Annotated in this window: 31 protein-coding genes and 1 tRNA gene; 27 read left to right on the top strand and 5 right to left on the bottom strand. The window is 69.3% G+C overall.

The window, feature by feature from the left end; translation table 11 throughout:
- Positions 1-123 precede the first annotated feature (123 nt).
- Positions 124-1986 carry an acyl-CoA dehydrogenase family protein gene (locus tag ACIBHX_RS41085; protein WP_397072988.1) on the bottom strand — a complete coding sequence of 621 codons (1863 nt, stop codon included), beginning with the start codon at positions 1984-1986 and terminating at the stop codon, positions 124-126.
- A 690-nt stretch (positions 1987-2676) separates the two neighbouring features.
- Entirely contained in the window at positions 2677-3411 is a 735-nt protein-coding gene (locus ACIBHX_RS41080) for a class I SAM-dependent methyltransferase (RefSeq protein ID WP_397072986.1), read from the bottom strand.
- A gap of 105 nt (positions 3412-3516) precedes the next feature.
- On the opposite strand from ACIBHX_RS41080, the gene ACIBHX_RS41075 reads away from it, so the two are divergent.
- A complete protein-coding gene (locus tag ACIBHX_RS41075) occupies positions 3517-4056 on the top strand; it encodes an RNA polymerase sigma factor (protein WP_397072985.1) in 540 nt (179 codons plus the stop codon).
- A complete protein-coding gene (locus tag ACIBHX_RS41070; RefSeq protein ID WP_397072984.1) occupies positions 4043-4744 on the top strand; it encodes a hypothetical protein in 702 nt (233 codons plus the stop codon). The genes ACIBHX_RS41075 and ACIBHX_RS41070 overlap by 14 nt, the downstream gene beginning before the upstream one ends.
- Here ACIBHX_RS41070 and ACIBHX_RS41065 read toward each other — a convergent pair.
- Positions 4733-5746 (bottom strand): adenosine deaminase, encoded by a 1014-nt coding sequence (locus tag ACIBHX_RS41065; RefSeq protein WP_397072982.1) that lies wholly within the window; start codon positions 5744-5746, stop codon positions 4733-4735. The two genes, ACIBHX_RS41070 and ACIBHX_RS41065, sit on opposite strands and share 12 nt — an antisense overlap.
- 81 nt (positions 5747-5827) lie before the next feature.
- On the opposite strand from ACIBHX_RS41065, the gene ACIBHX_RS41060 reads away from it, so the two are divergent.
- Genes ACIBHX_RS41060 through ACIBHX_RS41045 form a run of 4 tightly spaced genes read left to right on the top strand, consistent with a single transcriptional unit; the run spans position 5828 to position 8328 of the window.
- On the top strand, positions 5828-6322 hold the full coding sequence (locus ACIBHX_RS41060; protein ID WP_397072981.1) for a SigE family RNA polymerase sigma factor: 495 nt from the start codon (positions 5828-5830) through the stop codon (positions 6320-6322).
- Positions 6319-7215 carry a PASTA domain-containing protein gene (locus tag ACIBHX_RS41055; protein WP_397072979.1) on the top strand — a complete coding sequence of 299 codons (897 nt, stop codon included), beginning with the start codon at positions 6319-6321 and terminating at the stop codon, positions 7213-7215. The genes ACIBHX_RS41060 and ACIBHX_RS41055 overlap by 4 nt, the downstream gene beginning before the upstream one ends.
- Positions 7216-7244: 29 nt before the next feature.
- On the top strand, positions 7245-7808 hold the full coding sequence (locus tag ACIBHX_RS41050; RefSeq protein ID WP_397072978.1) for a hypothetical protein: 564 nt from the start codon (positions 7245-7247) through the stop codon (positions 7806-7808).
- 58 nt (positions 7809-7866) lie between these two features.
- Entirely contained in the window at positions 7867-8328 is a 462-nt protein-coding gene (locus tag ACIBHX_RS41045) for a hypothetical protein (RefSeq protein ID WP_397072976.1), read from the top strand.
- A 103-nt stretch (positions 8329-8431) separates the two neighbouring features.
- Here the strand turns inward: ACIBHX_RS41045 and ACIBHX_RS41040 are convergent, their stop codons facing one another.
- Positions 8432-9640, bottom strand: coding sequence for a pyridoxal phosphate-dependent aminotransferase (locus tag ACIBHX_RS41040; RefSeq protein WP_397072975.1), 1209 nt, complete (start codon positions 9638-9640; stop codon positions 8432-8434).
- Between the two features lie 157 nt (positions 9641-9797).
- Between ACIBHX_RS41040 and ACIBHX_RS41035 the strand changes: the two genes are divergently transcribed.
- The 10 genes from ACIBHX_RS41035 (at position 9798) to ACIBHX_RS40990 (ending at position 16239) form a co-directional block, all read left to right on the top strand.
- Positions 9798-9870: transfer RNA gene (locus tag ACIBHX_RS41035), tRNA-Trp, on the top strand.
- Positions 9871-9945: 75 nt separating this feature from the next.
- Complete coding sequence (secE, locus tag ACIBHX_RS41030) at positions 9946-10191, top strand: preprotein translocase subunit SecE (protein WP_397072973.1); 246 nt, start codon at positions 9946-9948, stop codon at positions 10189-10191.
- 66 nt (positions 10192-10257) lie between these two features.
- Positions 10258-11007: a transcription termination/antitermination protein NusG gene (nusG, locus tag ACIBHX_RS41025; protein ID WP_397072971.1), complete on the top strand. Its 750-nt coding sequence runs from the start codon at positions 10258-10260 to the stop codon at positions 11005-11007.
- Between the two features lie 106 nt (positions 11008-11113).
- Positions 11114-11545, top strand: coding sequence for a 50S ribosomal protein L11 (rplK, locus tag ACIBHX_RS41020; protein WP_397072970.1), 432 nt, complete (start codon positions 11114-11116; stop codon positions 11543-11545).
- 60 nt (positions 11546-11605) lie between these two features.
- Positions 11606-12325: a 50S ribosomal protein L1 gene (rplA, locus tag ACIBHX_RS41015; protein WP_397072968.1), complete on the top strand. Its 720-nt coding sequence runs from the start codon at positions 11606-11608 to the stop codon at positions 12323-12325.
- Positions 12326-12889: 564 nt separating this feature from the next.
- The gene (locus tag ACIBHX_RS41010; RefSeq protein WP_397072967.1) at positions 12890-13804 is read left to right on the top strand and encodes an LppX_LprAFG lipoprotein; all 915 of its coding nucleotides are present in this window, start codon (positions 12890-12892) and stop codon (positions 13802-13804) included.
- A gap of 483 nt (positions 13805-14287) precedes the next feature.
- On the top strand, positions 14288-14812 hold the full coding sequence (gene rplJ, locus ACIBHX_RS41005) for a 50S ribosomal protein L10 (RefSeq protein WP_397072966.1): 525 nt from the start codon (positions 14288-14290) through the stop codon (positions 14810-14812).
- Positions 14813-14881: 69 nt separating this feature from the next.
- Positions 14882-15274, top strand: a complete 393-nt coding sequence (gene rplL, locus ACIBHX_RS41000; RefSeq protein WP_397072965.1) for a 50S ribosomal protein L7/L12 — start codon at positions 14882-14884, stop codon at positions 15272-15274.
- A 116-nt stretch (positions 15275-15390) separates the two neighbouring features.
- Entirely contained in the window at positions 15391-15858 is a 468-nt protein-coding gene (locus tag ACIBHX_RS40995) for an ArnT family glycosyltransferase (protein WP_397072963.1), read from the top strand.
- A 168-nt stretch (positions 15859-16026) separates the two neighbouring features.
- Positions 16027-16239, top strand: coding sequence for a hypothetical protein (locus ACIBHX_RS40990; protein ID WP_397072962.1), 213 nt, complete (start codon positions 16027-16029; stop codon positions 16237-16239).
- 9 nt (positions 16240-16248) lie between these two features.
- Here ACIBHX_RS40990 and ACIBHX_RS40985 read toward each other — a convergent pair whose 3' ends face one another.
- Positions 16249-16632, bottom strand: coding sequence for a nuclear transport factor 2 family protein (locus ACIBHX_RS40985; protein WP_397072961.1), 384 nt, complete (start codon positions 16630-16632; stop codon positions 16249-16251).
- An 85-nt stretch (positions 16633-16717) separates the two neighbouring features.
- On the opposite strand from ACIBHX_RS40985, the gene ACIBHX_RS40980 reads away from it, so the two are divergent.
- The 11 genes from ACIBHX_RS40980 to ACIBHX_RS40930 all read left to right on the top strand — a co-directional run bounded on the left by ACIBHX_RS40980 (position 16718) and on the right by ACIBHX_RS40930 (position 26120).
- Positions 16718-17278, top strand: coding sequence for a TetR family transcriptional regulator (locus ACIBHX_RS40980; RefSeq protein WP_397072959.1), 561 nt, complete (start codon positions 16718-16720; stop codon positions 17276-17278).
- Positions 17279-17381: 103 nt separating this feature from the next.
- Positions 17382-18383, top strand: coding sequence for an ABC transporter ATP-binding protein (locus ACIBHX_RS40975; protein ID WP_397072958.1), 1002 nt, complete (start codon positions 17382-17384; stop codon positions 18381-18383).
- A gap of 71 nt (positions 18384-18454) precedes the next feature.
- A complete protein-coding gene (locus ACIBHX_RS40970) occupies positions 18455-19201 on the top strand; it encodes an MlaE family ABC transporter permease (RefSeq protein WP_397072957.1) in 747 nt (248 codons plus the stop codon).
- Entirely contained in the window at positions 19198-19977 is a 780-nt protein-coding gene (locus tag ACIBHX_RS40965; protein ID WP_397072955.1) for an MlaE family ABC transporter permease, read from the top strand. Before ACIBHX_RS40970 ends, ACIBHX_RS40965 begins: the two co-directional genes overlap by 4 nt.
- Entirely contained in the window at positions 19974-21035 is a 1062-nt protein-coding gene (locus ACIBHX_RS40960) for an MCE family protein (protein ID WP_397072953.1), read from the top strand. The genes ACIBHX_RS40965 and ACIBHX_RS40960 overlap by 4 nt, the downstream gene beginning before the upstream one ends.
- Positions 21032-22024, top strand: a complete 993-nt coding sequence (locus ACIBHX_RS40955) for an MCE family protein (RefSeq protein WP_397072952.1) — start codon at positions 21032-21034, stop codon at positions 22022-22024. The genes ACIBHX_RS40960 and ACIBHX_RS40955 overlap by 4 nt, the downstream gene beginning before the upstream one ends.
- On the top strand, positions 22015-23004 hold the full coding sequence (locus tag ACIBHX_RS40950; protein ID WP_397072950.1) for an MCE family protein: 990 nt from the start codon (positions 22015-22017) through the stop codon (positions 23002-23004). The genes ACIBHX_RS40955 and ACIBHX_RS40950 overlap by 10 nt, the downstream gene beginning before the upstream one ends.
- Complete coding sequence (locus ACIBHX_RS40945; protein WP_397072948.1) at positions 23001-23951, top strand: MCE family protein; 951 nt, start codon at positions 23001-23003, stop codon at positions 23949-23951. Before ACIBHX_RS40950 ends, ACIBHX_RS40945 begins: the two co-directional genes overlap by 4 nt.
- The gene (locus ACIBHX_RS40940; protein WP_397072946.1) at positions 23948-25153 is read left to right on the top strand and encodes an MCE family protein; all 1206 of its coding nucleotides are present in this window, start codon (positions 23948-23950) and stop codon (positions 25151-25153) included. Before ACIBHX_RS40945 ends, ACIBHX_RS40940 begins: the two co-directional genes overlap by 4 nt.
- The gene (locus ACIBHX_RS40935; protein WP_397072945.1) at positions 25117-25626 is read left to right on the top strand and encodes a hypothetical protein; all 510 of its coding nucleotides are present in this window, start codon (positions 25117-25119) and stop codon (positions 25624-25626) included. Before ACIBHX_RS40940 ends, ACIBHX_RS40935 begins: the two co-directional genes overlap by 37 nt.
- Entirely contained in the window at positions 25623-26120 is a 498-nt protein-coding gene (locus ACIBHX_RS40930) for a hypothetical protein (RefSeq protein WP_397072943.1), read from the top strand. Before ACIBHX_RS40935 ends, ACIBHX_RS40930 begins: the two co-directional genes overlap by 4 nt.
- Positions 26121-26649 lie beyond the last annotated feature (529 nt).

Raw genomic sequence — 26649 nt, 5'->3', positions numbered from 1 at the left:
GAGCCGCAGCTCACTGCGTTTGCGTCAGAGTAAGCCGGGATTCATCAGCCGGTCTATACCGGCAGATATCGGTTTGAGAACATGAGGGCAAACCAAATGGGGCATCCGGTCTAGACCAGGGCGTCAGAGGATCTTTCTCCGCACGTTCTCCCCGCCCTCCGGCGTGCCTATCCACGGGCCCTCGATCGACGGATCCAGGATGCCTTCTTCCAGGAAGGAGTACCGGCCGTCCAGCACGTACCGCGCCAGCCGTACGTCCTCGCCGTCGGTGTTGTCCCACAGGCTGCCGAACAGCGCGTCCACCCGCTGTCTGGCCTGCTGGCAGAACGTGTCGGCCAGCTCCTGCGGGCGGCGCCCCAGGTCGCGGGAGTCCTCGTCGGCCTTGACGCAGGCGGCCGTCATCGCGAACAGCTCGGCGCCGATGTCGACGATCCTGCCGAGGAAGGCCTGCTTGTGCTCCAGCCTGCCCTGCCACCTGGACATGCCGTAGAAGGTGGACCTGGCCAGCTTCCTGCTGGTCCGCTCCACGAAACGCAGGTGACCGGCCAGCGGGCCGAAGTCGGCGTAGGCCGTGGGCAGGTTGCCGGTGCCCGCCACCAGCGAGGGCAGCCACTTGGCGTAGAAGCGGCCGGCCCGCTTGAGCGCCCGCGCCCTGGCCTGGCGGCCGGCCTCCGGGTCGATCAGCTCACCCGCCGCCGACAGGTGGGCGTCCACGGCCTCCCTGGTGATGAGCAGCTTCATGATCTCCGAGGAGCCCTCGAAGATGCGGTTGATCCGCGAGTCGCGCAGCATCTGCTCGGCCGGCACGCCGCGCTCGCCCCGTGCGGCCAGCGAGGCGGCAGTCTCGAATCCGCGCCCGCCCCTGATCTGGACCAGCTCGTCGAGCGCCTGGTACGACTGCTCGGTGGAGTACAGCTTGGCCAGCGCGGCCTCGATCCTGATGTCGTTGCGCTGGTCGTCGGCCATCCTGGCGGTCAGGTCGCACACGGCCTCCAGCGCGTAGGCGGTGGCCGCGATGAAGGCGATCTTGGTGGCCACGGCCTCGTGCTCGCCGAGCCTCCTGCCCCACTGGACGCGGGCCGTACCCCACTCGCGGGCGATCTTCACCGCCCACTTGGCGTTGCCCGCGCAGGTCGCGGGCAGGCTCAGCCGGCCAGTGTTAAGCGTGGTCAGGGCGATCTTCAGCCCCTCGCCCTCGCGGCCGATGAGGTTCTTCGCCGGGACCCTGACCTGGGAGAACTCGGTAACGCCGTTCTCGATGCCGCGCAGGCCCATGAACTCGTTGCGCCGCTCGACCGTGATGCCGGGAGAGTCGGCCTCGACGACGAACGCCGAGATCCTCTTGCCCGTGCGGGCCATGACGACCAGGAGGTCGGCGATCACGCCGTTGGTGGTCCACAGCTTGACGCCGTCCAGGACGTAGTCGTCGCCGTCCCTGGTCGCGGTGGTGGACAGCCTCGCCGGGTCGGAGCCCACGTCCGGCTCGGTCAGCAGGAACGCCGAGATCTCGCCCCGCGCGCACCTCGGTAGGAACTCCCGCTTCTGCTCCTCGCTGCCGAACTGCTTCAGCGGCTGCGGCACCCCGATCGACTGGTGCGCCGACAGCAGCGTCGCCAGCGCCGGGCAGTACGAGCCGATCAGCATGAGCGCGCGGCAGTAGTACAGGTACGGCAGCCCCAGCCCGCCGTACTCCTGCGAGATCGTGATCCCGAACGCGCCCAGCTCCCGCAGCCCCTTGACCACCTCGTCGGGGATCCGCCCTGTCCGCTCGATCACCGCCGGGTCGACCTGCCCGTCCAGGAACCTGCGCACCGCCCTGACGAACTCCTCGCCCCGCTTGGCCGCCTCCTCCGCCGGCGCCGGCACCGGATACACCAGGTCCAGCCGGAAGTCACCCAGGAACAGTTGCTTGCCGAAGCTCGGCCGCGCCCACTCCGTCTCCCTGGCCTGTTCCCCGACCGCTCTCGCCGTTGCGTAGTCGCTCATGACGCCTCCCGGTCTCTATCCCTTCCTATGACTGCCACTGGCGTCCGGCAAGTAACGGCTCTTTCTCTTTTGGTCGGCGAGGCTCTTCCCCCGCAAGGCGAAGGTCTTTCCTTGGTACGGCGAGGCCGCCGCCGCCGACACCCGCCGCACTAGGGGGTTTTCCTGTTGTTGTACGGCGAGCCGCCGCCGCCGCCACCCGCCGCACTCCGGCTGGCCTCTGTCCAGGGAAACGCTCCTCCGGTGATGCGTGGCTGGTCGCCGTCACGCCGTTGCGTCATCCGCGTCCCGCGGCCCTTGGTTCCCCGCCGCACAGGGCGCCGCCTTCCACCGACCCACGTCCCGCCGCCCCGGCGCCTGAGAACCCCGGAATCGTGGCGCCAGGATCGTGGGTAGTCCCCGGGATCGTCAGGGCGCCGGACCCACGCACTTTCCCGCGCCGGACCCGCGCGGCGATGTGCGGCGGGTCAGGGGGACCCGTGGTGCCTGCGTGCCAAGGATCCCGGGGGTGGCGGGTGCAGGGACCGGGGTGCCTGGATGACGAAGCGCCGTGGCGGCGAGGAAGGGGCATCGACTCGCCGGAAGCGCCGGGTGCGGGTCGTCAGCGCACGACGGCGGGCGGCCGGTGGCGGCGGCCCGCCGTACAAGAGCTCCTTGCAGACAGCAGGAAAGCAGACAGCAGGAAGGAAGAGGTCAGCCCGGGACGCGGGCGACGCAGAAGACTGTCTGGCCGAAGGGGGGGCGGATGAAGCGCTCGATGAAGCGGGTGGTCGGGACCACCGTGCGGTCGTAGATCTTGACCAGGCGCGGGTCCGGGTAGCCGACGCCGCCGCGCCGGACGGCGGCCCACCAGGCGATGCCGCCGAGGAAGTTGATCGGCTTGAGCACCTCGATGTCGAGGCCCGCCTTGGCGACCGTGCGGCCCAGCGTCTTGGGCGTGTAGCGCTGGACGTGGCCGACCTTCTTGTCGAAGTCCCCGTAAAGCTGCATGTAGCCGGGCACCCAGATGATGATCCGACCGCCGGGCAGCGTGACCCTGGCCAGCGACCGCAGCGCCTCGGAGTCCTCCTCGATGTGCTCGAGGACGTTCATGAGCACGACCGTGTCGACCTTGTCCTCGAGCGGGATGTCGCACGGCAGCCCGAACTGCAGCACGTTGATGTCGTCGCGGCCGGTGAAGCGCTGGGTCAGCTGCTCGCAGCAGTACGGGTCGAAGTCGCTGACGACGAGCCGGTCGAGCCGCGGCAGGAACTGCTCGGCGAAGTGGCCGAGCCCGGAGCCGATCTCCAGCATGGAACGGCCGACATGCGGGGCGACCATGTCGAACTCGTACTGCCGATAGTTCTTGGCCTCGTCCCCACCCAGGTGGTTCTCCAGGGCCTCGTCACCGGCCGCCGGTTGCACTACACGGTCATACCCAGAAGACATGGGCCCGTTCCTCCAAAGGGGGTTCGCGGATCTGACCGAGTCTAGTGCCCGACTGGGAGCACCTCTTCCCCCGGCGACCACGATGCGATGGAATCTCCTACGTCCATGGACGACGACGAGGCCATCGGCCGTTCCCTATCCGGCGATTTATCTGCCTATGAGGTGTTGGTCGCCCGCTACAGCGTGCTCGCGCACCGCACGGCTGCCATGCTCGGCGCGGGGGACGAGGCGGAGGACGTGGTCCAGGAGGCGTTCGTCAAGGCCTTCCGCCACCTGGCCTCCTTCCGTCGCCAATCGCCGTTCCGCCCCTGGTTGCTGCGCATCGTGGCCAACGAGACGCACAACCTGACCCGCTCCCGTGGCCGCCGCTCGGAGCTCACCGCCAAGCTGACCATGACCGCCGACGGCGTCTCGCCAGAAGATCCAGAGGGTACGGCTGTCGCCACCGACCGCCGCGCCCGTCTGCTGGCCGCCGTCAAGACTCTGCCCGAGCGGGAACGCCAGGCCGTGGTGTGCAGGTACTTCTTACAGCTGTCGGAAGCGGAGACCGCCCAGGTGCTCGACTGGCCGCTCGGCACCGTCAAGTCGGCGACACACCGCGGCCTGGCCCGGCTGAGGGAGGAGGTGGGGCGTGACCTCGCATAACGACGACCTGGAAGCCGAGCTGCTGGCCCTCGGCGCCTCCCTCGACGTCCCGGCGCCGGACCCCGCCGACACGGCTGCCGCCGTCCGAGCCCGCCTCGAGCCGGCCGAACCGGAACCCGAAGCGCAACGGCCGCGCCGGCGACCGAGACGCTGGCTGGTCGTGACCGCGATCGTCCTGGTCGTGGCCGCCATCACCGCGGCCACCCCGCAAGGACGCGCGGCCGTGGCCAGGATCCTGCGCCTGGCCGGCATCGAGGTCACCCTGACCACCACCACGCCCAGCCCGGTGCCGACCCCCACCACACCTCCGGGCGAGCACACGGTCCCGAACGCGGGAAGCTTCCCGAAGGCCCTTGGCCCGCCCCAGGAGACCCGCCGGAGCGAAGGGGTCGTGTCGATGCTCTGGCCGGGCGGGATCCGCCTCGACAGGATCGACGGCGGCCTCAGCCCGTACTTCTTCAAGGAGGTCGGCCCGCCCTGGCCCGACCCGGTGACCGTGCGCGGCGTCCAGGGCTGGTGGATCTCCGGCGGCCACCGCCTCAGCTACCTCAGGCGTGCGGACGACACCAAGATCCCGCTGCGCCTGGCGGGCCCCACCCTCATCTGGAGCGAGGGCGACACCGGCTACCGCCTCGAAGGCGTCACGGACAGGACCAGAGCCGTCCAGATCGCCGATTCACTCGGCTAGCCAGTCGTCCACGGACTTCAGCAGCTCCTTGCGAACCGCTTCCGGCGCCGCCGACGAGCGGATCGATTGCCTGCCCAGCTCGGCGATCTCCGCGTCGCTGAAGCCGTACGCCTCGCGCGCCAGCTCGTACTGCCGCAGCAGCCGCGAACCGAACAGCAGCGGGTCGTCGGCGCCCAGCGCGATCGGCACGCCCGCCTCGAACAGCCGCCGCAGCGGCACGTCGGCGGGCGACTCGGCCACGCCGAGCCCCACGTTGGAGGTCGGGCACACCTCGCAGCTGATCTGCCGGTCGGCCAGCCGCTCCATCAGCCGATCGGACTCGGCGGCGCGCACGCCGTGCCCCACGCGGTCGGCGTCCAGGTCGTAGACGCACTGCTCGACGCTGCGGGGACCGAGCAGCTCCCCGCCATGGGGCACCGACAGCAGCCCGGCCCGCTTGGCGATGCGGAAGGCCCGCTCGAAGTCGCGCGCCTCACCACGGCGCTCGTCGTTGGACAGCCCGAAACCGACCACGCCCCTGTCCACGTACTGGGCGGCGAGCCTGGCCAGCGTGTTGGCGTCGAGGGGATGCCGGGTCCTGTTGGCCGCCACGACCACCGCGACGCCGACCCCGGCATGCTCGGACGCCTTGGCCGCCGCGTCCAGCACCAGCTCGAGCGTGGCGGTCAGCCCGCCGAACCGGGAGGCGTAACCGGACGGGTCGACCTGGATCTCCAGCCACCGCGAGCCGTCGGCGGCCTCGTCCTCGGCGGTTTCCCGCAGCAGCCGGTAGATGTGCTCGGGCCGGGACAGCACCGACCTGGCGATGTCGTAGAGCCGCTGGAAGCGGAACCAGCCCCGCTCGTCGGTCGCCCGCAGCTTGGGAGGCCAGTCGTCCTCCAGCGCGTCCGGCAGGTGCAGGCCCTGCTCCCTGGCCAGCTCGATGAGCGTCGTGTGGCGCATCGATCCGGTGAAGTGCAGATGGAGGTGGGCCTTGGGCAGTGCGTCGAGCGGGCGGAGCATCTCCATATCCTGCCACTCAACCCTTCGAGGGGTTCGCGGGTTTAGAGGGCGCGAGTTCATTTAGACAAGGGACCCTCGCTGATGACGGATGAAGACGAGGCGGCGTTCGACGAGTTCCTCGCCGCCAGGAGCACCACGCTGCTGCGTACCGCGATCCTGGTCTGCGGCGCCACCCGGCACGACGCCGAGGACCTGGTCCAGCACGCGCTGGAGAAGGTCTACCGGCACTGGGCCAGGATCAGGCACGACAACCCCGAGGCGTACGCGCGCAAGGTCGTCGTGAACGCGGCGATCAACAGGTCGCGACGCCGCCGCGTGCTCAAGGAGATCACCTCCGCCAGGCCGCCCGACACCCCGGCCACCAGCCCCGACCTGGACCTGCGCGACACGCTCGTCACCGAGCTGCGCAGGCTCCCGCCCAGGATGCGGGCCGTGCTCGTCCTGCGCTACTGGGAGGACCAGACGGAGGCCGCCACCGCGGCCCTGCTCGGCTGCTCGATCGGCACCGTGAAGAGCCAGGCGGCCAGGGGACTGGCCAGGATCCGCGAACACATGGAAGAAGGAGCCATGCGATGAACGTGGAAGACGCACTCAAGGACGCCATGCGCGCCCACGTCGCCGACGTGCAGGCCGCCCCGACGATGGGCGGCACGATCCGCAGGCGGCACCGTACACATGTCCTGAGGTTTCGTACGGCCGGCGCCGCCCTCGTCACCGCCGCGGTCGCCGTGGCCGTGCCGCTGGCGCTGACGAACTCGGACCCGGGTAACCACGTCGCCACGGGATCGGACCGTGCGGCGGTGGCCAAGGTGAACATGCCGGACGTCACCGGCATGACCTTGGACAAGGCCACGTCGGCGCTCCAGCAGGCGGGCCTGATTCCCGTGAGTCCCACCGCGGCCAAGGACGGCTCCCCGTTGGACGAAGTGGTGTCACGCCAGGACCCGCCCGCGGGCATAGAAGTCATGGTGGGCACCCAGGTCATGCTCACCGTGAAGCATCAAGGAAACCCCATGGTCCCCCAGGATCTGGGCGACCTCGGCGACGGCCGCACCTTCGGCGGGATCCACCTGGACTACGTGCCCGACGGCCTGGTCTGGGGCAAATGGTCGGGCAAGGACGGCTTCGGCAAGCACAGCTACACCACCTCCTTCGACCCGTCCGAGAACAACCCGGAGAACCACTACGGCGTGCAGATCGTGGTCTACCAGGGCGAGGCGGCCAAGGTGGTCCGCGAGCACGTCGACAAGCTCAAGGACGCCATGGTCGACGTCAACGGCAAGCCCGGCTACCTGGCCACACTGGGTGAGGCCGGCGAGGTCGTGTCCGACGGCGGCACCCGGACGATCGGCTGGATGCTCCGCGACGACCTGGCGGTCGAGGCGATGGTCAGTCCCGACTTCGGCAAGAAGATCGATACGGACGCCGAGCTGAAGAAGGTGGCCGAGGGAATCAAGCCCACCGAATAGTCCCGGCCGAAATCGGGGATCAACCGTGCATGGGCCAGTGGTGGCGCGCGATCCTGGCATTTCTTGCTCTCGGGGTGACCGCGGGCATCATCTACGAACTCTTCTCCTCCGGATTCGGCAGAGTCCAGCAGGCCGTCGTGGCCTCGCCGGAACCCACCAGGGTCGTGACGCCACCGCCGGCCCCGGTCCGGGTCGCGTCCACCACCACCCTCGCGGTCATCTCCGACAGCTTCTGGCTGACCTACCTGCCCGCCGGTCTGGACAGGACCGGCGGCGGCTCCATCGAACCTGAGCCCGGCGTCCAGGGCGGCTGGGCCAGGTTCGGCTCCGCGAGCCGCTTCGTCGAGGCCCAGGTCGAACACGGCACCGTCGCCGCCGACTGGGCCACCTACCGCAAGCGCGCCACCGTGGTGGACGCCAGGAACACCACGATTCGCGGCAAACCCGCCATGATCGGTACGAGCCCGGGCGGCGGCCGGATGATCGTCTGGCTCGAACGCGTCGGCACCGGCGCGTGGATCCGGGTGAGCGATTCGCTGAGCAAAGAGCTGCTGCCTATTGCCGCATCGGTGAAGGCTCCTGTAGGAGACTAAGCAGCTTTCCCGGAGTAAAGGACTGAGACAGATGCGGCGTACGGGCACGATCGCTCTCGTGCTCGCACTCTCCGCCTGCGGCACCGCCGCTCCACCCGGCAGGACGACGGCGCCACCCGCCAAGATCACCCAGATGGGCCCGGCCCTGTCCTGCGGCCGCGACCGGATCCACCTCGGCGCGATGCCTCCGGGACTGACCCGCGCGGGCGCCTTCACCCACGTCCAGGCCCTGCCCAAGAAGCTGAAGATCCGCGGGACGACCTGGCGCCAGGGCGACGAACGCCTCCAGACCGCCGTCGTCTGCGGCGTGCGCACGGCGGAGCAGTTCGCCACCCTGGTCAGGAGGTCGACCCTCGGCCAGCAGGCCGGCCGCCCGGCGCTCACCTGGCACGGCAAGGGCGGCACGGTCGGCTACATGTGGCTCGCCCGCCCTGGCACAGCGATCTACCTCTCCGCCACCCCCGGCCTCGCCGCCAACCTCCCCCGCATCGCCACCGCCACCACCCTCAAGCCCCCTTGAGACCTTTAAGTCATGACGCTGGTACGGCGGGCCGCCGCTTCCGGCCGCCCGCCGTACCGGAGCTCACTCTAGGCCCGCCGTACGGGAGAAGCTTGAGAAGCGGTTAGCGGGCCTCGGTGAGGAGTTTGGTCAGGCGGCTGATGCCCTCGACCAGGTCGTCGTCGCCGAGGGCGTAGGACAGGCGGAAGTAGCCGGGGGTGCCGAAGGCCTCGCCGGGGACGACCGCGACCTCGGCCTCCTCGAGGATGAGCTGCGCCAGCTCGCTCGACGACTGGGGCCGCCTGCCGCGCAGCTCCTTGCCGATGAGCTCCTTGACCGACGGGTAGACGTAGAACGCGCCCTTCGGCTCGGGGCACACGACGCCGGGGATGTCGTTGAGCATCCGCACGATCGTCTGCCGGCGCCGGTCGAAGGCCTCGCGCATGCGCTCGACCGCCGACAGATCGCCCGAGACGGCCGCCAGCGCGGCCCGCTGCGACACGTTGGCCACGTTGGACGTGGCGTGCGACTGCAGGTTCGTGGCCGCCTTGACCACGTCGGCGGGGCCGATCATCCAGCCCACCCGCCAGCCCGTCATCGCGTACGTCTTGGCCACGCCGTTCAGGATGACGACCTTGTCGCCCAGCTCGGGCACGGCCGTGGCGATGCTGGTGAACTCGGTGCCGCCGTACACCAGGTGCTCGTAGATCTCGTCGGTGACCACCCACAGGTCGTGCTCGGCCGCCCAGCGGCCGATGGCCTCGACCTCCGCGCGCGAGTAGACCGCGCCCGTCGGGTTGGACGGCGAGACGAACAGCAGGACCTTGGTGCGCTCGGTGCGCGCGGCCTCGAGCTGCTCGACACTGGCCAGGTAGCCGGTGGTCTCGTCGGTGACGACGTCGACCTGGACGCCGCCGGCCAGCTTGATCGCCTCCGGGTAGGTCGTCCAGTACGGCGCGACGACCAGAACCTCGTCGCCCGGGTCGAGCAGTGTGGCGAACGCCTCGTAGACGGCCTGCTTGCCGCCGTTGGTGACCAGCACCTGCGAGGCGTCGACGCGGTAGCCGGAGTCGCGCAGCGTCTTGGCGGCGATGGCCTGCTTCAGCTCGGGCAGGCCGCCCGCCGGCGTGTACTTGTGGTTCTTCGGGTCGCGGGCCGCCTCGACGGCCGCCTCCACGATGTAGTCGGGCGTCGGGAAGTCGGGCTCGCCCGCGCCGAAGCCGATGACCGGGCGGCCCTCGGCCTTCATGGCCTTCGCCTTGGCGTCCACGGCGAGCGTGGCGGACTCGGAAATCGCGGAGATCCGTGTGGAAATACGGGGTCGGCTGGACATGCATCTATGCTCGCATGCGCGCGTGACCTGGGCGATCGGGTTCTGGTTCGACGAACCGGTCATTCCCCCGTACACTTTCGCCTGATCGTACAGCCGCATGTCGACTCGCGGTTCGGTCCAGGCAGTGAGCCGATCAGGGTATCGTGGTTGGCGACATAGGGCACTGGCGCAATTGGTAGCGCACCGGTCTCCAAAACCGGCGGTTGGGGGTTCGAGTCCCTCGTGCCCTGCGAGTGCGGTCCGCGCAATAATTGGCGTGTAAGCGCGCCGCAACTGCGTTGGATACGACAGATCAGGTGAGGACTGTGGCGATCGACACGCGCGGCGAGACCGCAGGCAAGCCTAGTGGCGAGCAGAAGAAGCGCACATCCCCTGCCCTTTTCTACCGGCAGGTTGTCACCGAGCTGCGCAAGGTCATCTGGCCGACACGCAAGGATCTCATCACCTACACCACGGTCGTTCTGGTATTCGTTCTGATCATGGTCGCGATCGTGTACGGGCTTGACAGCGCGCTCGGCTGGGGTGTTCTCAAGGTCTTCGGCGGATCCTGACCAGGACCCGCTGGGCGTAACCTGACGGAGTCGCCACTCGATTTCGACGAAAGAGGAAAAGTCACCGTGTCCGAGTCTTCAGTACCGGCGGACGAGCCCCGCGAGGAGTGGGACGCCGAGCCGGAAGAGTCCGTCGAAGACGTCGTGGAGAGCGACGTCGCCGACGAGGCTCCTGCCGCCGCGGAAGGCGAGGCGGAAGCCGAGGATGGTGACCTCCAGCCTGACGTCGACCCGGTGGAGGAGTTCAAGCAGTCGCTGCGCGGCCTCGAAGGCGAGTGGTACGTCATCCACTCTTACGCCGGCTACGAGAACCGTGTGAAGTCCAACATCGAGAGCAGGAACGTCTCGCTCAACATGGAGGACTACATCTACCAGGTCGAGGTGCCCACGCACACCGTCCAGGAGTTCAAGAGCGGCAAGAAGGTCCCGGTCAAGGAGCGGGTGCTGCCCGGCTACGTGCTGGTGCGCATGGAGCTGACCGACGAGTCCTGGGCCGCCGTGCGTAACACGCCCGGCGTGACCGGCTTCGTGGGCCTGTCCAACAAGCCTTCGCCGCTGAGCCTGGACGAGGTCGCCAAGCTGCTGGCACCCGAGCCCACCGAGGAGAGCAAGAAGGCCGCGGCCAAGACCTCGGCCGGACCGACCGTCGAGTTCGAGATCGGCGAGTCCGTCACGGTCATGGACGGCCCGTTCGCCACCCTGCCCGCCTCGGTCAGCGAGATCAGCCCCGAGTCGCAGAAGCTCAAGGTGCTGGTTTCGATCTTCGGCCGCGAGACGCCCGTCGAGCTGTCGTTTAACCAGGTCTCCAAGATCTGACATACACTGAGTCGTTCGGTGGCCGTCTGTCGCGAAGGGCGGCCATCCGACGTGTCCGGCCCCATCCGTCGGACGCAATCATTCATCCGGACCCGGAGTAGGAAAAATGCCTCCGAAGAAGAAGATTGCCGCGCTGGTCAAGGTTCAGCTTCCCGCTGGCCAGGCCACCCCGGCCCCTCCCGTCGGTACCGCCCTCGGCCCGCACGGCGTCAACATCATGGACTTCGTCAAGCAGTACAACGCTGCGACGGAGGCCCAGCGGGGCAACATCATCCCCGTTGAGATCACCATCTTCGAAGACCGCAGCTTCGTCTTCGTCACGAAGACGCCCCCGGCGCCCGAGCTGATCAAGAAGGCTCTGGGCCTCGACAAGGGCAGTGCGGTCCCGCACAAGGACAAGGTCGGCAAGCTCAGCCGCGAGCAGCTCCGCAGCATCGCCGAGACCAAGATGCCGGACCTGAACGCCAACGACATCGAGGCGGCCGAGAAGATCATCGCCGGCACCGCCCGGTCGATGGGCATCACCGTCGCCGAGTAGGACCTTTCCGAAACCCGTGGGAGGGCCAGCGCTGGCCCGCCGTACCACAAGGAGACAGACATGAAGCGCAGCAAGGCGCACAAGGACGCGACCGCCAAGGTCGACCGCGAGAAGCTGTACAGCCCTGCCGAGGCCACCAAGCTGGCCAAGGAGACGACGACCACCAAGTTCGACGCGACCGTCGAGGTCGCGCTCCGGCTGGGCGTCGACCCCCGCAAGGCCGACCAGATCGTGCGCGGCACCGTCAACCTTCCGCACGGCACCGGTAAGACCGCCCGGGTCCTGGTCTTCGCGACCGGTGACCGTGCCGAGGCCGCCCGCGAGGCCGGCGCTGACATCGTCGGCGCCGACGAGCTGATCGACGAGATCAGCAAGGGCAACCGCCTCAACGAGTTCGACGCCGTCGTGGCCACCCCCGACCTCATGGGCAAGGTCGGTCGCCTGGGCCGGGTTCTCGGTCCGCGCGGCCTCATGCCGAACCCGAAGACCGGCTCGGTGACGCCCGACGTCGCCAAGGCCGTCACCGAGATCAAGGGCGGCAAGATCGAGTTCCGCACCGACCGGCAGGCGAACCTGCACTTCATCATCGGCAAGACGTCGTTCGATGACCGCCAGCTCATCGAGAACTACGCCGCCGCGCTGGACGAGGTGCTGCGTCTCAAGCCGTCGGCCGCCAAGGGCCGCTACGTGAAGAAGGTCACCTTCTCCACCACCATGGGCCCCGGCGTCCCGGTCGACCCGAACGCGACCCGCGGCCTCACCGCCGAGCTCGACGCGTAACTTTCTTCACAACAAGACCCTCGCCGTCCTCGGCGGGGGCCTTTTGTTGTTCCGGCGGGGGCTCTTTTGGTGTGTGGCAGGGGCTTTGGTGTACGGCGGGCCGCCGCCACCGGCCGCTCGCCGCACTTCGGTCGCGGGCCCGTGCCCGGCGGTTCCGGCGAGTCGGTGCCGCTTGCCCGCCGTCACGGCGCTTCGTGAGACGGGCACCACGGTCCTCCTGGCCCGCCGTACAAGGCGCCGGACGGCCGCCGCACGCCTGCTCGCCGTCCCCGGCGCGGTCGGGCCTTGGCGACGTCGGGCGTCAGCGTGCCGGTTTTCGGGTTCGGCATGAGGCCGCGTGGTGTCGCGCGGTCCTCGGGTGGGCGTGGGCGAGGTGTCGGCGGTTAGCGCTGCGGCTCTTCTTGTCGGGCGGAGGATGACGCGCGAGGAATGGGGTCGTTACCTGGCTGATATCCCTTATTGGGAGGTGTGTCCGGTATCTGCTCAGGGATAACCCTGGCGTTTACCCTGATTCTGCACGGGAAGTGCGCCCGATGCCGACATCCGCTACGTAGGGTCGAAAGCATGCTGAAGCGCAGGATTACTCTCGCCGCCGTCGCAACGGGCGCCGCTGCCATGATCGCGGTGGCCGGTTGTGGATCGAACGCGCAGCCCATCCAGGTCAACCTCGCCGCCTCCGAGGTCCTCGCCCAGGCCGCGCAGAAGACCCAGGAGGTCAACAGCTATACCGTCGACGCGGTCGCCAACGTCACCCATCCTCAGGAGGGCCAGGGCAAGGTCCAGGGCAAGATGGTCTACCAGCGCAACCCGCTGGCCATCGACCTCACGCTCGACACGGTCGCCATGGAGGGCAGGACCGTGCCGGGCGGCGTGCACGCCGTGCTGCAGGGCGACACCGTTTACGTCAAGGTCGAGGCGCTCAACCAGATGCTCGGCGCGACCAAGCCGTGGATCAAGGTGCCGCTGACCGAGGTCGGCCAGCCGAGCCAGGTCAAGCAGTACCTGGACCAGATCCAGCAATTCGACCTGGCGAGCGTGACGAAGATGGTCACCGCCTCCAAGGACGTCAAGTCCGTCGGCACCGAGAGCGTCAACGGTGAGGACACCACGCACTACAGCGGCACGTTCCCCACTGACGCGGCCGTGCAGCTGCTGCCGGCTGACAAGCAGGAGCAGGCCAAGTCGAACGTGGGCGACCTCAAGGACGTCAAGTTCGACATCTGGGTCGGCTCCGACGGCCTGCCGCGCAAGCTGGCGCTGAACGGCTCGAAGGAGGGCGGCACGCTGGACGCCACCCTGTTCTTCAAGGGCTTCAACGAGCAGGTGAACATCCAGACGCCGCCGGCTGACCAGGTGGGCGACCTGCCCGAGCACGGCCCCGCCAACGAGCAGTCCACCCCGTCGGACTCCACCAGCCCGTCCGACAGCGGCTCGCCCACGCCTGCCGAGACCGCCACGCCGGCGCCCTCTCAGAGCTGACGGGCTCGCATGGGAACCACCCAGGTGGTTCCCATGCGCCGTTGCGGCGGGCGAGCGTCACCGACTCGCCGCAAGCGCCGATCGCGGGCCCTCAGCCGGAGTACGGCGGGCGGCCGGTGGGACGGCTTGCCGTACGGGATCATCCTGGTCGGGCAAAGCACCGATCGGGTGGCTTGCCGTACGGGATCATCCTGAATCGATCGAGTACGGCGGGCGGCCTGCCGTGGGAGATCATCCTGGTCTGGTGGAAGCATCGATTTGGTTTCCACGAGTGGAGGCCGTACTCTTGACTTTGCCGAAGACCGCCGGTCGTCGTCAGGTGCCCTAAGGCCTGGCGACCGAAGGACCCACCTCATGTGGGCGGCCCGCGTAGGTGATGCGAGTTCTCCACATGGCTCTGCCGTGTGTGAAGCCCCGTGCGCCTGCGCCCGGGGCCGTTTTCATGTCTGGGCCTTCGCCGGTGGCACATCTGGAAGGAGGCCCATGGCGAGGGCGGATAAGGCGACAGCGGTTGCCGAGCTCAAGAACGAGTTCGAAGGCAGCGCTGCCGCCGTTCTGACCGAGTACCGCGGTCTCACCGTCGCCCAGCTCAAGCAGCTGCGCGTTGCTCTCGGTGGGAATGCGAAGTTCGCCGTGGCGAAGAACACCCTGACCAAGATCGCCGCGAACGAGGCCGGCCTGACCGGTCTTGACTCGCTGCTGATCGGCCCGACCGCCGTCGCCTTCGTCAAGGGCGACGTCGTCGAGGCCGCCAAGGGTCTGCGTGACTTCGCCAAGGCCAATCCCCTTCTGGTGATCAAGGGTGGTGTGCTGGAGGGCAAGACCCTCGACGCCGCCGCGATCACCAAGCTCGCCGACCTTGAGTCCCGCGAGGTTCTCCTCGCGAAGCTCGCTGGTGCGATCAAGGCGAAGCAGAGCGCTGCTGCCGCGATGTTCGCCGCGCTGCCCACCAACATGGCCCAGCTGGCCGAAGCCCTTCGCGCGAAGCGCGAAGAGGCGGGCGAGTAGCACGGGGGTTGCCGCACATTCCGCGGTCCCGTTCCTAATTTTTGCAAGATCCATACGGAGGAAACCACAATGGCGAAGCTCAGCACCGACGAGCTGCTCGACGCGTTCAAGGAGATGACCCTCCTCGAGCTTTCCGAGTTCGTGAAGCAGTTCGAGGAAGTCTTCGACGTCAAGGCCGCCGCCCCCGTCGCGGTTGCCGCCGCTGCCCCGGGTGGCGCTGCTCCGGCCGCCGAGGCCGCTGAGGAGCAGGACGAGTTCGACGTCATCCTCGAGGCTGCCGGCGACAAGAAGATCCAGGTCATCAAGGAGATCCGCGCCCTGACGTCCCTGGGCCTCAAGGAGGCCAAGGACCTGGTCGACGGCGCTCCGAAGGCGGTCTTCGACGGCAAGGTCAACAAGGAGCAGGCGGAGAAGGCCAAGGCTGCCCTCGAGGGCGCCGGCGCCACCGTCACCGTGAAGTAACTTTCACGCTGCTGCTTTCGAAGAGGCGGTCACACCCAGGTGCCGGGTGTGGCCGCCTTTTTCGTTTTCAGCTGGTTCTCATCCCGGGCTAAGACCGGCTGCCTAGCGTGCGGGTCGTGAAATCTCGTTGGGCGTTGGGCGTGCTGCTGCTGGGCGCCGCGATTCTGTACCTGTGGGGGCTGTCGGCCTCCGGGTGGGCGAACCCGTTCTACTCCGCCGCCGTGCAGGCGGGCAGCCAGAGCTGGAAGGCGTTCTTCTTCGGCTCCTCCGACGCGGCGAACGCGATCACCGTGGACAAGACGCCCGCCGCGCTGTGGCCGATGGCGCTGTCGGTGCGGCTGTTCGGGCTGAACGCGTGGAGCATCCTGGTCCCGCAGGCGCTGATGGGCGTGGCCACCGTCTGGACCGTGTACGCGACCGTCCGTCGCCGCTTCCCCGCCTGGGCCGGGCTGCTGGCCGGGGCGGCCTACTGCCTGGTCAGGGCGCAGGAGCGGGCCTCGGCCCGGTGGCTGGTGCTGGCGGGGATGTGCCTGGGGTTCGCGTTCCTGGCGGGCAGATCTCGTGGCTGCTGCCTGCCACGCTGATCCTGCTCGCGGCCGGGCTCTGGCTGACCCGCCGGGCCCCGCGCACCGATCCGCGCAGGGCCGCGTTCGCGCTGTGGGGCGGGTGGCTGCTGGTCACCGCGGTCGTCTTCAGCCTCATGCAGGGCATCTTCCACGCCTGCCGGATACCAGCTGGCCACCGGCGCGCCCGTGATGGCCGTGGGCGGTTTCAACGGCACCGACCCCGCGCCCACGCTGGAGCAGTTCCAGCGCTACGTGGCCGACGGGCGGATCCACTACTTCATCGGCTCCGGCATGACCGGCAGCGGCCAGGCCGCCAGGATCGCCGCCTGGGTGGCCGGCACCTACACCCCGGCCACGGTCGGCGGCGTGACCCTCTACGACGTGACCGCGCCGCGGTAGCCGTACGGCTCAGGCGGCGGAACGCATGGCGGCGATGGCGGTGGCGTCCATGAAGTCCTGCGTGCGGGTGATCCGCCCGTCGCGGGTCTGGATGATGAGCAACCCGGGGATCGTGAACTCCTTGCCGTTCACCGTGACGACGGTCCGGTGGCGGGCGACCACCACCGACGGATCGGTCGTGTGGTGCAGCTCGACCAGCTCCACGTCCTTCACCTCGGCGGGCGAGGCGCCCCAGGAGGCCGTGTAGCCGGCGCGGACGGCCTCGCGGCCCTCGTAGGCGGGCACGCGGCCGAAGGGGAACTCGTGGACGCCGTCCTCGGCGTAGAGGTCGGCCAGCTCGTCGGCCGACTTGTGCCGCATCGCGTCATAGAACCTCTGCAGGATCTCGGACATGCGAAAGCCCTTCACTCAACGGGTGTTGACTCAACGATCGTAGAGCGAAGCCTGGCGAACAGTCAACGGCTGTAGAGTCGGCAGCGTGGACGAGCGACTCCCGCGGGCCGAGCGCAGGCGCAGGACGGAGGCCCGGATCCTGGACGAGGCCAGGCGTCTGTTCGCCGAGCGCGGATTCGAGCGGACCACGATCAGGGCCGTGGCCGCCGCGGCCGAGATCGACCCCGCGCTCGTCATGCAGTACTTCGGCAGCAAACAGGAGCTGTTCTCCAAGGCCGTCAACGCCACCCCCGTGCTCCCCGAGCACGCGGAACCCGACGAGATCGTCGAACACGTCCTGGCCACGATCGGGCTGAAGATGGGCGAGCTGCCGCAGGGCGCGCTGGCGATGATGCGCTCCATGCTCACCCACCCGGAGGCGGCGGTCTCGACCCGCGAGTCGCTCAACGGCCAGATCGACCGGATCGCGGGCCTGGTCAAGGCCGAGGATGCCCGGCTGCGCGCCGCGCTGGTGACGTCGATCATGCTGGGCGTGACCGTGGGCCACCAGTTGCTCGAACTGGACGCGCTGCGCGAGGCCGAGCCTGAGGACATCGCCCGCGTCCTGCGCCCCGCGCTGCGGGCGCTCACCATAACCGGCCAGTAACAAGTTATTGGAATTTGTTCCAATTCCAGGGAAGCCCGTTACTGTGATGCCCATCACTAAGTAAAGTGTCCGTCACGCTACCGTCAGCCACGGAAGGTGACCAGTGGGCGTCGAGGTCGTGGTCGAAGGGTTGACCAAATCGTTCGGTCGGCAGGTCATCTGGGAGGACGTCTCGCTGACGCTGCCCGCGGGCGAGATCTCGGTGCTGCTCGGCCCCTCGGGCACCGGTAAGTCGGTCTTCCTGAAGACCCTGGTGGGCCTGCTGCGTCCCGAACACGGCCACATCTGGATCGACGGCCATGATCTGGCCAACTGCAGCGAGAACAAGCTGTACGAGCTGCGCCGCCTGTTCGGCGTGCTGTTCCAGGACGGGGCGTTGTTCGGCTCGCTGAGCCTGTACGACAACATCGCCTTCCCGCTGCGCGAGCACACCAAGAAGTCCGAGTCGCAGATCCGCCAGATCGTGATGGAGAACATCGAGCTGGTGGGTCTGGTGGGCGCGGAGGGCAAGCTGCCTGGCGAGATCTCCGGCGGCATGCGCAAGCGGGCGGGCCTGGCCAGAGCGCTGGTGCTCGACCCCGAGATCATCCTGGTCGACGAGCCCGACTCCGGCCTCGACCCGGTCCGCACCGCCTTCCTCAGTCAGCTCTTCGTCGACATCACCACCGAGACGGGCGCAACCTTCCTCATCGTCACCCACGACATCAACACCGCGCGCACGGTGCCCGACAACATCGGGCTGCTCTTCAGGCGCGGGCTGGTGATGTTCGGGCCGCGCGAGATGCTGCTGTCGAGCGAGGAGCCGGTGGTGCGGCAGTTCCTCAACGCGCGCAGGCACGGCCCGATCGGCATGTCGGAGGAGAAGGACATCTCCGAGCTGGAGGCCGAGGCCCAGCTCGGTCACGACCCGGGCGTGCTGCCGCCGATCCCGCCACAGCTCATGCCGACGGGCAACCGCCTGCGCGACGGCCAGCGACGGCCGGGAGAGTGGCTGGCGGCCAACGGCGTGATCCCGCCGGCGGGCTCGTTCGTGGACGATCGCGGGCGTAACTGGCTGGAGGAGTACCCCCGGCTGCTCAACGCCCATCTCAACGGCGTCAGGTAGATCATGACAAATGCCAAGAAGTCCTTTTTTGCGGCCTTAAGCCACTACTCTCCGCGCATAAAGAGTGACAAATGGTGATCGAAGAGGCGGGACGCTTCGTCGCCATGTCCCTCGACACCCTCAGGGTGGCGCCCCGGCGGCCCTTCCACTGGCGCGAGTTCATCCAGCAGGCCTGGTTCATCGTCAGCGTCAGCGCGCTGCCGACCGCGCTGGTGGCCATCCCGTTCGGCGCGGTGCTCGCACTGCAGGCGGGCAACCTGATCCGCCAGTTCGGCGCCCAGTCCTTCGCTGGCGCGACGGCCGTGCTCGGCATCGTGCGCGAGGCCAGCCCCGTCGTCACCGCCCTGATGATCGCCGGTGCGGCGGGCAGCGCCATCTGCGCCGACCTGGGCGCACGCAAGATCCGCGAGGAGATCGACGCGCTGGAGGTGCTCGGCATCGATCCGCTGCAGCGCCTAGTCGTGCCCAGGGTGGCGGCCTGCGCCTTCGTGGCGCCGTTCCTCAACGGGCTGGTCACGACCGTGGGGCTGGTGGCCAGCTACCTGTTCAACGTCGTGGCCCAGGGCGGCTCGCCGGGCGCGTACCTGCAGTCGTTCAACGCCCTGGCCCAGCTTCCCGACCTGTGGGTGGCAGAGGTCAAGGCGTTCGCGTTCGGCCTGTCTGCGGGCCTGATCGCCTCCTACAAGGGGCTCAGCGCGGGCGGAGGCCCCAAGGGCGTCGGAGAGGCCGTCAACCAGACCGTGGTGTTCACCGCGATGCTGCTCTTCGCCGAGAACTTCGTCATCAGCACCGTCTACAACCAACTGGTGGCCGGATGAGCCTGAACAGGCAGGGCGAGTTCTACGCGAAAGCGCTCAGGTCGGTGCCCAGGGCTCTGGGCTACCGCACCGAGGTGCTCAGGCTGCTGGGCGAGGTGAGCCTCGGCACCGGCGGGCTGGCCGTGATCGGCGGGACGATGGCGATCGTCGCGTTCATGACGTTCTTCACCGGCACCGAGGTCGGCCTGCAGGGCTACACCGCGCTCGACCAGATCGGCACCTCCGCCTTCACCGGCTTCCTGTCGAGCTACGTCAACACCCGCGAGATCGCCCCGATCGTGGCCGCGATCGGCCTGTCGGCGACCGTGGGCTCCGGCTTCACCGCCCAGCTCGGCGCCATGCGGATCAGCGACGAGGTCGACGCGCTCGAGGTGATGGCCGTGCCCTCGGTGCCGTTCCTGGTCACCACGCGGCTGATCGCCGGGTTCGTCGCGGTGATGCCGCTGTACGTGCTCGGCCTGCTGGCCTCCTACATCGCCACCCGGCTGATCACGACCGTCTTCTACGCCCAGTCCACCGGCACCTACGACCACTACTTCGGCCTGTTCCTGGTGCCCTACGACGTGCTGTGGTCCTTCGGCAAGGTGATGGTCTTCGCGGTACTGGTCATCCTGATCCACTGCTACTACGGCTTCCATGCCACCGGCGGTCCCGCCGGCGTGGGGATCGCGGTCGGCCGTGCCGTACGGGCCGTGCTGGTGACCGTCAACATCGCCAACGTGCTGCTTGGCCTGGCCATCTGGGGCACCACGACGACCGTGAGGCTGGCCGGATGAGGTACGGCGTGGCGCTGGTGCTGATCATGGCGGCGTTCGTGGCGGTCACCGTCGGCGCGTACCAAGGGGTCTTCTCCGATGCCACCAGCGTCACGCTGGCGGTGCCGCGGGCGGGGCTGCAGCTCGGCCCCCGGGCCGACGTCAAGGTGCACGGCGTCGTCGTCGGCGAGGTCTCCGCGCTCAGAGCGACCGCGACGGGCGCCGAGATCACCCTGGCCCTCGACCAGCCCGTCGACCACGCCTCGACGGCCAGGCTGGTGCCCAAGACCCTGTTCGGCGAGAAGTACGTCGACCTGATCCCGCCCGCGCACCCCACGACCCCGCTCAGAGACGGCGACACGATCACCGCCTCCGCCCGGACCGTCGAGACCACCCAGGTGCTCGACCGCCTCCTGCCGGAGCTGCGCAGCCTCCACCCCGAACGGATCAACTCCACCCTCAACGCCCTGGCCACCGCGCTCGACGGCCGCGGCGCCAGGCTCGGCGACACGCTGGAACGCGCCGACGGCTACCTCGCCAGGCTCCAGCCGTACCTGCCGACGATCAAGCGCGACCTCGCCAAGCTCGCCGACGTCACCGCCCTGTACGGCGAGGCCGCCCCCGACCTGCTCCGCACGCTGGACAACACGGCGGCGCTCAGCCGGGTGATCACCGGCAGGCGCGCGAGGATCGACCGCGCCGTGGCGGGCGTCACGGCGACGGCGGACAGGACGGGAACCCTGCTCGCCGACAACGAGCTCGGGCTCATCGGGCTCCAGCACGTGGCCCGCCCCGCCCTGACCGTGACCGCGCGCTACTCGCCCAGCATCGCCTGCGTCTTCCAGGGCCTGGAACGCCTCCACCCGATGCTCGACAGCGCCTTCGGCGGCGGCAGGCTCAAGACCGTCCTGGAGATCGTCAAGCCCGTCCCGCCCTACCACCCGGGCCAGGACGACCCGCGCTACGCCGACACCCGCGGCCCCCGCTGCTACGGCCTGCCCGACCACCCGCCGATCCCGTTCCCCCAGATCCACTTCGACGACGGAACCCAGGAACTGGCGGGGCTGATGCTGCGATGAAGACGCTCAGACCGGCGCTCAAGCTGGCCGCGTTCGCGCTGGTCACCAGCCTGTGCGTGGCCGTGCTCGCGATCACGATCTCCGGCGCCCAGTTCGCTGCCACGAGCGGGTACCGCGCCCTGTTCACCGACGCCGCAGGCCTGCGTTCCGGCGACGACGTGCGGATCGCCGGTGTGCGCGTCGGCCGCGTCGAGGACGTGCGCCTGGCCGGAGACATGGCCGAGGTGTCCTTCTCCGTCCGCGAGCGCACCCGCCTGCCGCGCGGCGTCGTGGCCGCCATCCGCTGGCGTAACCTCGTCGGCGACCGCTACCTGGCCCTGTCCACCGGCGCCGGCACACCGGGCCTGCTGGCCCCCGGCGAGCGCATCACCAGCACCCTGCCCGCCCTCGACGTCACCGCGCTGTTCAACGGCTTCAGACCGCTGCTGCGCGCCATCCGCCCAGCTGACGTCAACCGGCTCAGCTGGCAGATCGTCCAGGTCCTGCAGGGCGAGGGCGGCACGGTCGACAGCCTGCTCGGCCACATCGCCTCGCTCACCGGCACACTCGCCGACCGTGACGCGGTGATCGGCCGCGTCATCGGCAACCTCGACACGGTGCTCGGCGAGGTCGCCGGGCGCGAGGGGGAGTACGGCAGGCTCATCTCCGACCTGCGCGCCCTGGTCGGCGGCCTGGCCGACGACAGGAAGGCCATCGGCGACTCGCTCACCACGCTCGACCAGCTCACCGGCGTCACCGCCTCGTTCCTCCAGCGGGCCAGGCCCGACGTCAAGGCCGACCTGGAACACTCCGAGAGCTTCCTCAACGCGCTCAACGACCGGCACGTGCTCATCGACCGCACGCTCAAGGACGTCCCAGGACGGCTCAACCAGCTGGTCAGGGCGGTCTCCTACGGCTCCTGGTTCAACTTCTACCTGTGCTCGCTGGAGATCAGGTCGGGCCCCGTCACCACCCCGAAGATCGTCAACGGGAGCGTGCGATGCCGCTGACCCCGTTCCGCCGGCGCGAGCCCGTCCCGCTGGCCGTAGCCGCCCTGGCGGTCACGCTCGCCCTGGTCTTCGCCGCGCTCACGGTCGGCGAGTTGCCGATCGGCACCACCTACTCGGCCGCGTTCGCCGAGTCGGCGGGCCTGCGCGAGAAGGAGGAGGTCATGGTCGCCGGCGTCAAGGTCGGCGAGGTCACCCGGGTGGACCTGGAGGGCGACCACGTCAGGGTGGACATGCGCGTCCACGACGACGTCAGGCTCGGCACGCTGACCCGGGCGGAGATCAAGCTCCGCACCCTGCTCGGCTCCCACTACGTCATGCTCGAACCCCACGGCCCTGGGGCGCTGCACACGGAGATCCCGGTGTCGCGGACGGCTGTGCCGTACGAGATCGTGCCGGCCGTGGCGGACCTGTCGCAGGCGGCGGCGAGCATCGACACCAAGGGCCTGGCGGCGGCGATGAAGGTGCTCGCGCAGACCGTCGACACCTCCGCCCCCGAGATCAGGTCCTCGCTGGCCGGGCTCGGCCGCCTGTCCAGGACGATCGCCGCGCGCGACGACCGGCTGCACGAGCTGGTACGGCACGCCCGCACGGTCACCGGGCTGATCGCCGGCCGAGACGAGGAGCTGCGCGCCATCATCGGGGACGGCGACCTCGTGCTGCGCGAGATCGCCGCCCGCCGGGCCGTCATCCACGGCCTGCTGGTCAACACCGTCGCGCTGTCGCGGCAGATCGACGGGCTGATCGGCGACGACAAGGCCAGGCTCAAGCCTGCGCTGCGGCAGCTGCGCTCGTTCACCGCGATCCTGCGCCGCAACGAGGACAGCCTGGACCGCTCGCTGAGCCTGCTGGGGCCCTTCACCCGTCAGTTCACCGACGCCATCGGCAACGGGCGCTGGTTCGACTCGATCATCCAGAACCTGCTGCCCGTGCCCGCCTCGGTCCAGACGCCCGACTTCACGCTGGGAGGCCTCGCCAGATGAGACGGCTGCTCGCGCTCGGGCTCCTGCTCGCCCTGTCCGGCTGCGGCTTCGAAGGGGCCTCCTCGCTGCCGCTGCCGGGCGGTGCCGACCTGGGGGATCGGCCCTACCCGGTGACGATCGAGTTCGCCGACGCGCTCGACCTGGTTCCGCAGTCGCTGTGCAAGGTCAACGACGTCACCGTCGGCAAGGTCACCGCGGTCGAGCTCGCCGGCTCGTGGCGAGCCGAGGTGGTGTGCACCGTCCGCGGCGACGTCGCGCTCCCGTCGCTGACCACCGCCGCGATCTCGCAGACCAGCCTGCTCGGCGAGAAGTTCGTCAGCCTCGAACCCGCCGGGCAGGGCAGGCTCGCCGGCCACATCCCGCTGGCCCGCACCAGCCAGACCGCCGAGGTCGAGCAGGTGCTCGCGGCCGCGTCGCTGCTGGTCAACGGCGGCGGTCTGGACCAGCTGGCCACGATCAACACCGAGCTCGGCAACGTGATGAACGGCCGCGGCGCCAGGCTCCGCGACCTGCTGCGCAGGCTCGACACGTTCGCCGCCGGGCTCGACGGCTCCAAGGGCGACATCGTCCGGCTCATCGGACACCTCGACAGGCTCACCGCCACGCTCTCCGGCCAGCGGGCCACGATCGCCGCCGTGGCCACCGAGATCGGCCCCGCCGTCAAACAGCTCAGGCGGCAGCGCGAGGACCTGACGCGCATGCTGGGCAGCCTCGACCGGCTCGGCCGCACCGCCTCCCGCGTCGTCACCCGCTCGGGCGAGGACACCCTGGCCGACCTCGCCCGCCTGCGGGAGTTGCTCACCAATCTCGACAAGGCAAGGAACAGCATCGCCAAGGAGCTGTCGACCGCGCTCACGTTCCCGTTCCCCGGCTCGGTCTCCACGCTGCTCAGGGGCGACTACGGCAACGCCGACGTGACGGTCGACCTCACCGGAGGCCGCCGATGAAACTGAGACTGCTGGCCTTCGCGCTCATCAGCGTCGTGGCCACCACCTACACCCTCGTCAGGTACGCCCGCGTGGGCGCCGACGTCTTCGAGCCCGCCTACCGCGTGACCGTCCGCCTGGCCGACGCCGGCGGCCTGTTCGAGAACGCCGAGGTCACCTACCGCGGCGTCGAGATCGGCCGGGTCGAGCGGCTCGGGCTCGCGGACGGCGGCGTGCGCGCCGTGCTGCGCCTGCGCCCCGACCCGCCCGTCCCCGCCCAGGGGCTGCTCGCCGTCGTGGCCAACCGCTCCGGCGTGGGCGAGCAGTACCTCGACCTGCTGCCCTCCGGTACGGCCCGGCCGTACCTCCGTGATGGGGACGTGATCGCGCAGGCGCGCACGCGGCTGCCGATCACCACCGACAGGCTCCTCGGCGACGCCGACCGGCTGCTGGCATCCGTCGACCCGCGCGACGTCGAGACCGTCGTGACAGAGCTGGACAAGGCGTTCGGCGGCTCGGGGCCGCAGCTCGGCCACCTCATCGACGCAGGCGACCGGCTGCTGTCCGAGGCCGAGGACGTCTTCCCCGAGACCGTGACCGTGCTGCGCGACGGGGAGAAGGTGCTCGACACGCAGCGCGCCTCGGGCGGGTCTCTCAGGTCGTTCGCCAGGGATCTGGCCTCGCTCACGGACTCGCTCCGGCAGGACGCCCCCGACCTGGTGCGGGTCGTCGACAGGACACCCCGTACGGCGCGCTCGGTCGCCCGGCTGGTGGACGGCGTGTCGCCGAACCTGCGGCCGCTGCTTGCCAACCTGATCGTCGGCGGCCAGACGGCCTCGGCGCGCGTGCCCGCGCTGCGGCAGCTGCTGATCGGCTACCCGGCCGGGGTCGCGGGGGCGTTCTCGGTCGTGCGGTCCGACGGGCTGCACTTCGGGCTCGACCTCAACCTCAACGTGCCGCCCCCGTGCAGGAGGGGATACGAGCGGGTCCGCCGCCGCTACCCGCAGGACGTCCGGACCAAGCCGGCCGACCTGCACACCTTCTGCAAGGAGGCCAAGGACAGCGCCACGGACGTGCGCGGCTCGCGCAACCTGCCACCCGCCCTGGATCCTCCGACCATTCCCGGTCTGGAGCAGTGGCTGGCGGGTTATGATCCGGCGACCGGCCGGGGAAGGGGTGAGCAGACGTGGCAGGCATTGCTGCGGGGGCCGCTCGGATCCTGATCCCGGTGCTCGCCGTGCTGATCGCGGCGCTGGCAGCGGCCGGCTTCTGGGTCGGCGTCCAGGAGCGTGACGAGCAGGCCAGGGCCGACGACCGGCAGGCCGCGCTGGCCGCCGCCGGTACCCACGCCATCGACGTGCTGTCGCTCGACTACCGGACGGTCGACGCCGACGTGGCACGCATCCTGGCCACCTCCACGGGCGCAGCCAAGGCCGAGTACGCCTCGCTGGCGGGCCAGCTTAAGCAGACCACGGTCGCCAACAAGGTGGTGCAGCAGGGCGTGCTGCGCGCCACGGGCCTGGTGTCGCTGTCCGGGGGATCCGCGCGCGTCCTGGTCGTGGCAGACGCGGACATCCACTGGGAGGGCGCCGCCGGCACCAGCACGCCCGCCCCGGAGCGCTTCTACCGTTGGCAGATGGACCTGACCAAGGTCGGCGGCGTCTGGCTGGTGTCGAAGGCGGTGCAGATCTCGTGAGGACCGTCGTGGTGGCCATCCTGACCATGATCGCCCTCGCGCTCGCCGCCGGGGTCGGCGTCATGTGGTTCGACCTGCGCGGCATGCGGGCGGGCGAGACGGCGGGCGCCGAGGCCGTGGCCGCCGCCCGTACGATCGCGCCCGACCTGCTGTCCTACGACTACCGCACGATCGAGCAGGACCTGGCCAGGGCCGGCGAGCACACCACCGGCGCGCTGGCCGAGCACTACCGGCAGCTGTCCGGCACGCTGGTGACCAAGGCCAGGGCCGAGAAGACGGTCCAGACCGCCGCCGTGGCGGGCGCCGCCGTCATGCACGCCGAACCCGGGCGCGTCGAGGTTCTGCTGTTCGTGAACATGGGTACGGTCAAGCAGGCGCCCGGCAAGGCTGAGCCACAGCAACAGGTGAGCCAGAACCGGGCCAAGCTCGTTATGATCAAGAAGGACTCGCACTGGCTGGTGGAGGATCTGTCCACCCTGCTGGGGACCGCCTGAGGGCTCGGGCGCGCCGCGAAGTTCAATTGTTATCAAAAATCGGGTTTAGAGAACGCCATGACAGGGGTACCCCAGTCACAGCTGCACCGGTTGTCGGCACGGGTTCGACCCTCGGTGTGACGGAGCGTTAACCGTCCCCGTTCGCGGGTATCGTCTTGGGCCTGACGGTAGGCGTCCGATCACGCAGGGGAGAAAACCCAGCGTCCGGGCCTCGAGTCGGCGGAAAGTCGGCCTTGCGGGCTTGACGTTTGAGCTCGAACGGGCGATGCTGCGACCAACGTGGAGCATGCAGCGAGAGTGGAGTGGACAGGCGTGTGCCGTTCGGCTACACTGCCTCTTTGCGCTGCCCTTTGACGACCCGTGATGCTTGCTCACGTTGCGAGGTTGTTTGGCGTGCGTGTAGTCAGTCCGCCGCGAGCCCTCGGAAGGACATCTGTTGGCAGCCTCGCGCAACGCCTCCGCCGTACCCGCCGGTCCCCGTCGCGTGTCATTCGCGCGTATCCAGGAGCCCCTCGAAGTTCCTGACCTT

Origin of the sequence: Nonomuraea sp. NPDC050536 (assembly GCF_044457685.1) — a bacterium.
Classification (GTDB): domain Bacteria; phylum Actinomycetota; class Actinomycetes; order Streptosporangiales; family Streptosporangiaceae; genus Nonomuraea.
Note: the sequence above shows the minus strand (reverse complement) of the source record. Positions and strands in the feature narration are given on the sequence as shown.

Bases quoted from the DNA above. Each gene is read 5' to 3' on its own strand.
- ACIBHX_RS41085 (WP_397072988.1), bottom strand. From the start codon at position 1,986: ATGAGCGACTACGCAACGGCGAGAGCGGTCGGGGAACAGGCCAGGGAG.
- ACIBHX_RS41080 (WP_397072986.1), bottom strand. From the start codon at position 3,411: ATGTCTTCTGGGTATGACCGTGTAGTGCAACCGGCGGCCGGTGACGAG.
- ACIBHX_RS41075 (WP_397072985.1), top strand. From the start codon at position 3,517: ATGGACGACGACGAGGCCATCGGCCGTTCCCTATCCGGCGATTTATCT.
- ACIBHX_RS41065 (WP_397072982.1), bottom strand. From the start codon at position 5,746: ATGCTCCGCCCGCTCGACGCACTGCCCAAGGCCCACCTCCATCTGCAC.
- ACIBHX_RS41060 (WP_397072981.1), top strand. From the start codon at position 5,828: ATGACGGATGAAGACGAGGCGGCGTTCGACGAGTTCCTCGCCGCCAGG.
- ACIBHX_RS41055 (WP_397072979.1), top strand. From the start codon at position 6,319: ATGAACGTGGAAGACGCACTCAAGGACGCCATGCGCGCCCACGTCGCC.
- ACIBHX_RS41050 (WP_397072978.1), top strand. From the start codon at position 7,245: ATGGGCCAGTGGTGGCGCGCGATCCTGGCATTTCTTGCTCTCGGGGTG.
- ACIBHX_RS41040 (WP_397072975.1), bottom strand. From the start codon at position 9,640: ATGTCCAGCCGACCCCGTATTTCCACACGGATCTCCGCGATTTCCGAG.
- rplK (WP_397072970.1), top strand. From the start codon at position 11,114: ATGCCTCCGAAGAAGAAGATTGCCGCGCTGGTCAAGGTTCAGCTTCCC.
- rplA (WP_397072968.1), top strand. From the start codon at position 11,606: ATGAAGCGCAGCAAGGCGCACAAGGACGCGACCGCCAAGGTCGACCGC.
- ACIBHX_RS41010 (WP_397072967.1), top strand. From the start codon at position 12,890: ATGCTGAAGCGCAGGATTACTCTCGCCGCCGTCGCAACGGGCGCCGCT.
- rplJ (WP_397072966.1), top strand. From the start codon at position 14,288: ATGGCGAGGGCGGATAAGGCGACAGCGGTTGCCGAGCTCAAGAACGAG.
- rplL (WP_397072965.1), top strand. From the start codon at position 14,882: ATGGCGAAGCTCAGCACCGACGAGCTGCTCGACGCGTTCAAGGAGATG.
- ACIBHX_RS40985 (WP_397072961.1), bottom strand. From the start codon at position 16,632: ATGTCCGAGATCCTGCAGAGGTTCTATGACGCGATGCGGCACAAGTCG.
- ACIBHX_RS40970 (WP_397072957.1), top strand. From the start codon at position 18,455: ATGGTGATCGAAGAGGCGGGACGCTTCGTCGCCATGTCCCTCGACACC.
- ACIBHX_RS40965 (WP_397072955.1), top strand. From the start codon at position 19,198: ATGAGCCTGAACAGGCAGGGCGAGTTCTACGCGAAAGCGCTCAGGTCG.
- ACIBHX_RS40960 (WP_397072953.1), top strand. From the start codon at position 19,974: ATGAGGTACGGCGTGGCGCTGGTGCTGATCATGGCGGCGTTCGTGGCG.
- ACIBHX_RS40955 (WP_397072952.1), top strand. From the start codon at position 21,032: ATGAAGACGCTCAGACCGGCGCTCAAGCTGGCCGCGTTCGCGCTGGTC.
- ACIBHX_RS40950 (WP_397072950.1), top strand. From the start codon at position 22,015: ATGCCGCTGACCCCGTTCCGCCGGCGCGAGCCCGTCCCGCTGGCCGTA.
- ACIBHX_RS40945 (WP_397072948.1), top strand. From the start codon at position 23,001: ATGAGACGGCTGCTCGCGCTCGGGCTCCTGCTCGCCCTGTCCGGCTGC.
- ACIBHX_RS40940 (WP_397072946.1), top strand. From the start codon at position 23,948: ATGAAACTGAGACTGCTGGCCTTCGCGCTCATCAGCGTCGTGGCCACC.